This window comes from Bifidobacteriaceae bacterium, from assembly GCA_031281585.1.
Classification (GTDB): Bacteria; Actinomycetota; Actinomycetes; order Actinomycetales; family WQXJ01; genus JAIRTF01.
The window spans coordinates 22,376-29,462 of the sequence record JAITFE010000048.1; the positions used below are offsets into that span (position 1 = coordinate 22,376).

At 68.6% G+C, this 7,087-nt stretch carries 7 protein-coding genes; 4 read left to right on the forward strand and 3 right to left on the reverse strand.

The window, feature by feature from the left end; translation table 11 throughout:
• Nucleotides 1-249: 249 nt before the first annotated feature.
• The gene (locus tag LBC97_05070; protein ID MDR2565424.1) at nt 250-1,569 is read right to left on the reverse strand and encodes a hypothetical protein; all 1,320 of its coding nucleotides are present in this window, start codon (nt 1,567-1,569) and stop codon (nt 250-252) included.
• A 248-nt stretch (nt 1,570-1,817) separates the two neighbouring features.
• Here LBC97_05070 and LBC97_05075 point away from each other — a divergent pair, with 248 nt between their 5' ends.
• The 3 genes from LBC97_05075 (at nt 1,818) to LBC97_05085 (ending at nt 4,034) form a co-directional block, all read left to right on the forward strand.
• The gene (locus LBC97_05075; protein MDR2565425.1) at nt 1,818-2,486 is read left to right on the forward strand and encodes a helix-turn-helix domain-containing protein; all 669 of its coding nucleotides are present in this window, start codon (nt 1,818-1,820) and stop codon (nt 2,484-2,486) included.
• Nucleotides 2,486-3,016 (forward strand): methylated-DNA--[protein]-cysteine S-methyltransferase, encoded by a 531-nt coding sequence (locus tag LBC97_05080; protein MDR2565426.1) that lies wholly within the window; start codon nt 2,486-2,488, stop codon nt 3,014-3,016. Before LBC97_05075 ends, LBC97_05080 begins: the two co-directional genes overlap by 1 nt.
• Before the next feature lie 277 nt (nt 3,017-3,293).
• On the forward strand, nt 3,294-4,034 hold the full coding sequence (locus LBC97_05085; GenBank protein MDR2565427.1) for a hypothetical protein: 741 nt from the start codon (nt 3,294-3,296) through the stop codon (nt 4,032-4,034).
• A 107-nt stretch (nt 4,035-4,141) separates the two neighbouring features.
• Here LBC97_05085 and LBC97_05090 read toward each other — a convergent pair whose 3' ends face one another.
• Nucleotides 4,142-4,762 carry a methyltransferase domain-containing protein gene (locus LBC97_05090; protein ID MDR2565428.1) on the reverse strand — a complete coding sequence of 207 codons (621 nt, stop codon included), beginning with the start codon at nt 4,760-4,762 and terminating at the stop codon, nt 4,142-4,144.
• Between the two features lie 213 nt (nt 4,763-4,975).
• Complete coding sequence (locus LBC97_05095) at nt 4,976-5,860, reverse strand: hypothetical protein (protein MDR2565429.1); 885 nt, start codon at nt 5,858-5,860, stop codon at nt 4,976-4,978.
• 157 nt (nt 5,861-6,017) lie between these two features.
• Between LBC97_05095 and LBC97_05100 the strand changes: the two genes are divergently transcribed.
• A complete protein-coding gene (locus LBC97_05100) occupies nt 6,018-6,488 on the forward strand; it encodes a DIP1984 family protein (protein ID MDR2565430.1) in 471 nt (156 codons plus the stop codon).
• Nucleotides 6,489-7,087: the final 599 nt, after the last annotated feature.

Sequence of the window (7,087 nt, forward strand, 5' to 3'; positions counted from 1 at the left end):
GCCAGACCGGCGATCCGCTGGCGATGCTAACACGAGGGCGGGATTCTGCGGCCCGCCCCATGGCGCGGTCCCAAAGGCCGGTTCCGCTGCCGGAGAGCCGAGCGTTTCCGGGACTCTCGGAGCGCCAGTGCAAGCAAGAACCGCATCGTGATCCACCAGCGGATCACGAAGAACCCGAAGGTTGCACTCGCGACCGAAGCGATCCGGAAATCTCCCGAATGGCCGGCCGCCTCTAGAACTGCCGCCGCTTCATCGCCGCCAAGAACTGATCAGCCTTGACCAATCCAATCCCCCGCCCGACTGACCCTTCTTGCGCCGGGCGCTGCGTAGCTGGCGGAGCGCCTCGTCCCGCAGCGGCGGAAGCATCGGGGTCCCCGCCCGTTCCAAGCCGAATGCCAAAGAAACCTCCCCGTCCCCGATCTCTACCCGGTCGACGGCCGGCCGCGGCACCGACTCCAGATGCCCCAGGAGCGGCTCAAGCCAGCGCGCAGGGGCGGCGCCGTTCTGAATCAGGTTGACGAGCGCGGAAAGCTCGTCCTTGTCCAGCTTGCCCTTCTTGGGCACGTCGATTGTGTCCCACACTTCACCTGCGGCTTGCGTCTCCCCGACCTGGGTCAGCTGGGTTCCGGCGGTGTTCTTGAGCGCCAGTTCTGGCCGAAGACCCACCGACAGGGCCAGCTCCACGAAAGCCTCAGGGGCGATCCGCTCCTCCTCGAACAGGGTTCGAGCCACGTCCAAGGCTCCTACGGCTGCGGACACCGGCCCCCGGCCCAACGCCTCAACCACAACTAGAGGATCGCCGATTCGGGAAATCATCACGACCGGGTCGGGTCCGGACCGTTCGACGTGATCCTCGGCCATGGCCTCCCAGCAGGCCGCCAACGCGTGCAACACGGCCGGTTCGCGGCCGCCCGCGTCCACTTGGCTCCACGCCGCGACGAAGCGGACACGCGGATCGCCGTCCTCGCGACCGGCGGCCGCCAACTCAGGCGCCAACGCGCCCTGGCGGGCCAGACCGGCGAACGCGGCGACATGAACGTCGGCGCCGGCGAGGTCTCCGGAGATGTCCCATTCCCGCACGTTGAATGCCTCTGTCAGCGCCGCCGCGATGGCCGGATCGGGTTCGGTGAGCCACTGGCACGCATGGACGGCGTTGCCGCGCAACAACGGGTCGACGCTGTTCAGCAGCGGCGCGAGGATTGCCGCGCATAGCCTCACGGCCTGCCTGCAGCGCTGGTCGAAGGCCGGCCCGGCTTGGCCGCTGTGGGTGTCGGTGAGGGCGACGCCCTCATACACCTGCTGGCCGAACCAACTTGTCACCTGCAGCGCCTGGATTCTGCCCGCGCAGTTCGGGGCGAGCGCCAGCCGGGCGACGAACGGCATGGCGACCGGTGTGGCCGTGTACAAGCTGCCCTGATGGAGGATCGAACCCGCCAGTTCCCACACCTCTTCCGGGTCCGTCATGGCCGCGGCGAGGTATTCGGGAACGTCGGCGGCGGACCCGTAGGCGTGTTTCAGGGCCGACCAATCGACGGCTTCGACGGAATTGGGGGCGTCCGTTGAGGTCATGGTCTCAGGCTAGCGCTCGGCTTTCAGGTGAGCGCGAGCGCCGTCGCCAAATCGCCCCAAGCGTCACAGGGCGCTGGCCACCAGCGCAGCATCACGTGTAATGGTTGTTCGGCACGCCGCGCCGAAGACGATCCAATCAACACCGGCCGGACGGCCCGGCGGGCCACGCCGACGTCGCTTCAGGGCCAGACAGGGGGCATGTCAGAAAACCGCCGACGTGGCGCGGACGGAATGAATAGGCTAGCGGCGTGGGGCCACTTTGGGAGGACCGCGCGGCTTGCCATTCGGCGTTCGTCGCCCATGACGCGCGCCTCGACGGGCGGGTCTTCATCGCCGAATACGGCGTGTCCCCGGTCCGCTTCGCCCAGGCGGCACCGCTTCTGCTGGCAAAAGGTCGCCTCACCGACGCCGGCCTTCCCATCGCGACCATCGCCCTCACCGCCGGGTTCGGCAGCGTCAGGCGCTTCAACGAGGCCTTCTCCGGGCGGTACCGGCGGGCCGTCCGCCTGGAGCGCGAGGGCCTGTCCCACTCAGGCTGGGTGGAGGTGTGCGAATGCCCTGGCGAAGCGGCATTGCGTGTGAACGTGGCGGTTTCGCTCCTGCCTGTGCTGCCGCAGGTCCTCGGGCGGATCCGCGCGCTGTTCAACCTCGATTGCGACCCGGCGGCGGACGCCGAACAGGTCATGCGCCAACTTTCGCAAGTTCCCGGCGTTGGCACTTGGACCGCCAATTGCATCGCCGTGCGGGCGCTTGCTTGGCCGGACGCCTTCCCGCACTCCGACTTCGGGATCAAGCTGGCGCTCAAGCGCGGCCTCGGCCTGGACGAATACCCGGCGCCGGGACGGATCCTGGAACTCGCCGAGGCCTGGAGGCCTTGGCGGTCATATGCGGCCTTGAACCTTTGGAGGTCATTGTAATGACGACCTGCAAGACGTACTACGACTCCCCGCTGGGACGGTTGCTGGGGACTGCCGGCGAGGACGGCGTGACGGGCCTCTGGTTCGTGGGGCAGCGGTATTTCCCGCAGGCCGACGAGCTTCCCGTTGGAGACGCCCAACCGGAGTTGCTCCGGTTGGGCGAGTGGCTGGACGCGTACTGGCGCGGCGAGCGCCCGCAACTCGCCTTCCGCCTTGCCCCGGCCGGCGCGGATTTCCGGCAGGCGGTTTGGCAACTGCTCCTGGGGATCCCGCACGGGCAGACCACCACCTACGGCGCGCTGGCCCGCCAGTTGGCCGACAGGTGGTCGCGCCGGGTGTCGGCCAGAGCCGTTGGCGGCGCGGTGGGGCACAACCCCGTCTCGATCGTCATCCCGTGCCACCGCGTGGTCGGCGCGAGCGGAAGCCTGACCGGCTACGCGGGCGGGATCGGAACCAAGACAAGGCTCCTCGAGTTGGAGGGCGTGGATATGAGCACGCTGTTCGTTCCGACATCGGGGACGGCGCTTTGAGCGTCGGGGCACCCAGCGGCACCGGTTGCGCGGAGAGTCGCGCTGTGGAACACGGCCCGCGAACCACGGCCGATGCCGTCCGCCTCGCTTCGCAGCCGCCCAGCGCCGCCAGCAGAGCACGCCGAGCGCCCGAAGGCTGGCGGCGGTCTCTAGGCTGGTTGCCATGTTGATCGCGGCAGTTGGAGACGTGCGCGGGCGCTGGGGCGAGGCCCGTGCGCTGATCGGCTTACCGAACGGTGGGTGACCTGTGACGCATTTCGGCGAATTGGAAGCTCGGATGCGGCCCTTCGAGGCCGCGAATGAACACCGCGTGCAGCCCGGCCTGTTCATAGTCGCGCGGCTGGACGGGCGGGGGTTTACCAAGCTCACAAAGGGCGAACTCGCCTTGGAGCGCCCGTACGACTTGCGTTTCTTCAACTGGATGGTCGCGACGTCCGAACACCTGATGCGGACGGGCCTGAAGGTGGCCTACGGGTACACGCAATCCGACGAGGTGTCCCTGCTGCTCCATCCCCAAGACGATTCGTTCAGCCGGCGGGTCGAGAAGCTGGTATCTGTGCTGGCGGGAGAGGCGAGCGCTTGTTTCGCCGGGCTGGTTGGGCGCCCGGCCGCTTTCGACTGTCGCCTGTCCACGCCGACCCGCGTCGAGGACGTGGTGGAGTACTTCCGCTGGCGGGCCGAGGACGCGGCCCGCAACGCGTTGAACTCCCACTGCTACTGGATGCTTCGGGACGACGGATTGTCCGCCCGCACGGCGACATCAAAACTGGCGGGGTTGACCACTCCCGAAAAGCACGAATTGTTGTTCGCCCACGGGACGAACTACAACGATCTGCCCGCCTGGATGAAGCGGGGGGCGGGGTTGTGGTGGGAGCGCCGGCCGCACAGCGGCCTCAACCCGTTGACGGGGGCGCGCGTTCAGACAACCAGATTGCGGCTACAGGTGGAGCGGGATCTGCCGAAGAGCGACGAGTACTCCGGCTTGATTCGCGCGCTGCTGGGCGGACTCAGTTCGTGAGGTATGCCGGCGCGGCCGGACCGCCCTGATCGTGGCCTGGCGCGCGCCGTGCCCGCATTGCGGATCCAAAGCGGCCGCCGCTGGCGGAGCGCCGCCGTCCAACAACGTCAAGCCCGCTTGACGCCGCGTCCCGGTCCTGGCAGTCTCAACGCCACGGCCTGGGCGAACGGCGTTTCGCGGCACGCCCAGGGCAGGAACCCCGCGCGCGCGAAATCCAAGAAGATCCCCTTGGGATCGGTGAAACCGAGGACTACTCCTCTGTGCGCGGCGAGCGCGTTCAGCGCGGAACGCGCCGGCCCCGGCGGCCGCACGTCGATCACGTACACGGCGCCGCCCGGACGCAGGACGCGAGCGGCCTCGCGGGCGAATCCGACCTTGTCTGAAAAGTGGTGGTAGGCCAAACAGGTGACGACGGCATTGAACACGCCGTCCTCGAACGGCATGCTGTCGCCTCCGGCCAGCCGCAGCTCCATGTCCGGGCAGGTTCGTTTCGCCACCGCGAGCATGGCCGGCTCGATGTCGACGCCGTGCCCCACCACCCCGAAGCGGTCCGCGAGGCGGCGCAGCAGAGCGCCCGTCCCACAGCCCACGTCCAGGACGTTGTCACCGGGCCGAAGCGCGACGCTGCGTTCCACAAGCCCATAAAAGTGCCGCGCCACCCGGCCCCGCACGCCTTTGTCGTACCCGCGGCCGTCGAACCTGATGTCGCGCCCGTGCTGGTGAACCATCTCGCAAGCCTCCCACACGCCGGCTCGCCTCCCCAAGAATGCGTGAGGACCAGCCGCCGACCATGCCTGAGCCGAACCGGGGTGGCTTCGGTGACGTTGCCGACGGCATCGTCGACTTCTGCCTGATCTAGCTGTGGCCGGCGCCAGACGCGATCGCCCGTGTTGGCGGCTGAGGCGCCGAGTATTGGCACTGGCAGATCGGCGGCTTGGCCGCTACAGGTGCGGCCGGTAGAGGTCGACTTCGGGCGGGGCCTTATCGTGGGGCCGGTCGGCGATTCGGCTCTCTAGCTCCGCCACCCACTGAGGCACCTCGTGGTCCACGCCGGGCCGCTCGTTGCCCTCCGTGTCGAAGAACCGGTCGACCAGGCCTGCCAGGTGGACGATGCCGTCCTCGTACGTGGGCGCCTGCGTGTCAAGGCGGTAGTCGTGGAAGTGCGTCCAGTAGGTGTTCAGAAGGGTGACCCACTGGCGTTCTCCGTCGACCGCGATGTGCCGCTGCTCGGTGCGAACTCGCCCGCCGGCCTCCAACGAGACCACGACTTGGCCGTCGTCGTCCCGGAAGGGCACCAGGTAGATCTTGGCGCAGTAGCCGCTCGTCTCCCAGCGCCAGAGGCGGTCGTGGTCCCAGTCCTCGTCGCCCGGCAGAGTCCGGACGGACCGGATCCAGAACGCCGGGTGGCGGTCGAGCCAGGTCCATGAGTTGTAGAAGTCCGCCGGGTTGGGCCGCCAGGCGGCGTCGGCATCCAAGAAGTCGTCCCAAGCGTCCTCCAGCGAGCGCAGGCGGTCCTCGTCGGTGTGGGCCAGCAGCAGGCGGACGGAGCCAGACCCATCTTGCGTGGGGACGCCGATCGACGAGCCCAGGAAACTGTGGGCACCTTCGGGCAGGTGCTGGAACACGCTGGGGTCGAACGCGACGTCCGCGGGGTCTCCGCAGACGGCATCGTAGGCGTCCTCCAAGTCGGGGCCCAGCGGCGTCGCGGTGCCGTCCGGGCCAACCGCCACGAAGCCCTCGCCGTGGTGGGCCAGGCGGGTCGGCCAGCGCGGCGGCGGCAGGAGGTCTCGCAACCACGGGGGCAGGCGCGGCGTCCGTCGTGTCACAAGCGGAGGAAGGTAGCACGGCTCTCCTCTGGGGTGTCAAGTCCGCCGCGACCTGGTTGGCTCCACCCTTGGGAGGGGTTGACAAGCCAGAGTTCGGATGGGCTAACCTTCCGGACGTTGGCGCCCCACCCCAGAGCCGCCATTTGAGGAGACCGACATGAAACTGGCCGAAGCGCTGGCGCAGCGGAGCGACGCCGCGCGCAAACTTGAGCAATTGCGTTCCCGCATTTCCGACAACGCGACCTTCCAGGAGGGCGAGATCCCCGCTGAAGACCCCGCCACTCTGCTGCGGGAGGCGGACGCCACCGTGACGACGCTGGAAGGGTTGATGCGTCGCATCAACCAAACCAACGCCATCGCCACCTTGGACGGCGGCGTCACGCTGACGGCCGCCATCGCCCGCCGCGACGCGCTGCGCATGCGGCACTCGACCTTGGTGAAGGCGGCCGACGCGGCCTCGCGGGCCGGCGCCCACGGCTGGGGCCGCCAACTGCGGTCGGAGCTCATGACCGTGTCCGCCCTCGACGTACCCGCCTTGCGCGGCCAGGCGGACGCCGTGGCGCAGGAGTTGCGCGCCCTGGACCTCAAGCTTCAGGAGGCCAACTGGAAAGTCGAACTAGCCGAGTAGTGGAGCAGGTAGCCGGCACGGCGGGCGCGCATGGCACACCTCGCTGCAAACGAGACCCCCTTGAAAGGAAACGCTGAGGGCGGCGACCCAAACGGACCGCGCAGCCCAGCACGGGTCACAAGGCATCGAGCAAAGCGCACAACGCATCACCACATGCGGACGACGTGACGGCGAGGGAGGGCAAGGGGCACTCCGCACTCGGCCGCTGGACTATCCAGAAACGTGCAACGCCGTGGCGGGCCGCCGGAGGGGAACCGGCCGGCGCGCCCCGGGAGCGCCTGCGGCGGGGCCGCATTTCACCCGGTTCCCGGCTCTCATGCGCGTGAGCGACGGTGGCGACCCCGCTAGGGCGCGCTCGTCTGGGTCATCGCCTGAGCGCACTGCCCCGGCGGCCGCTTCCGAGTCCAGACTCACGATCCGAATCTACGGCCGCGCGCCGACCCGCCGCGCTCCCTGACGCGGACCGGGCGGACGAGCCGCCTAAGCCTCGATCCGTCGATCAGGTTTGCGTCTGCGCGGCGTGTTTAACGGGGAGATGCCTTTCTGACCTGGGATAATGCTTGTGTGAACATCGCAAGATCCCGAGGAAAGAAAGGCAC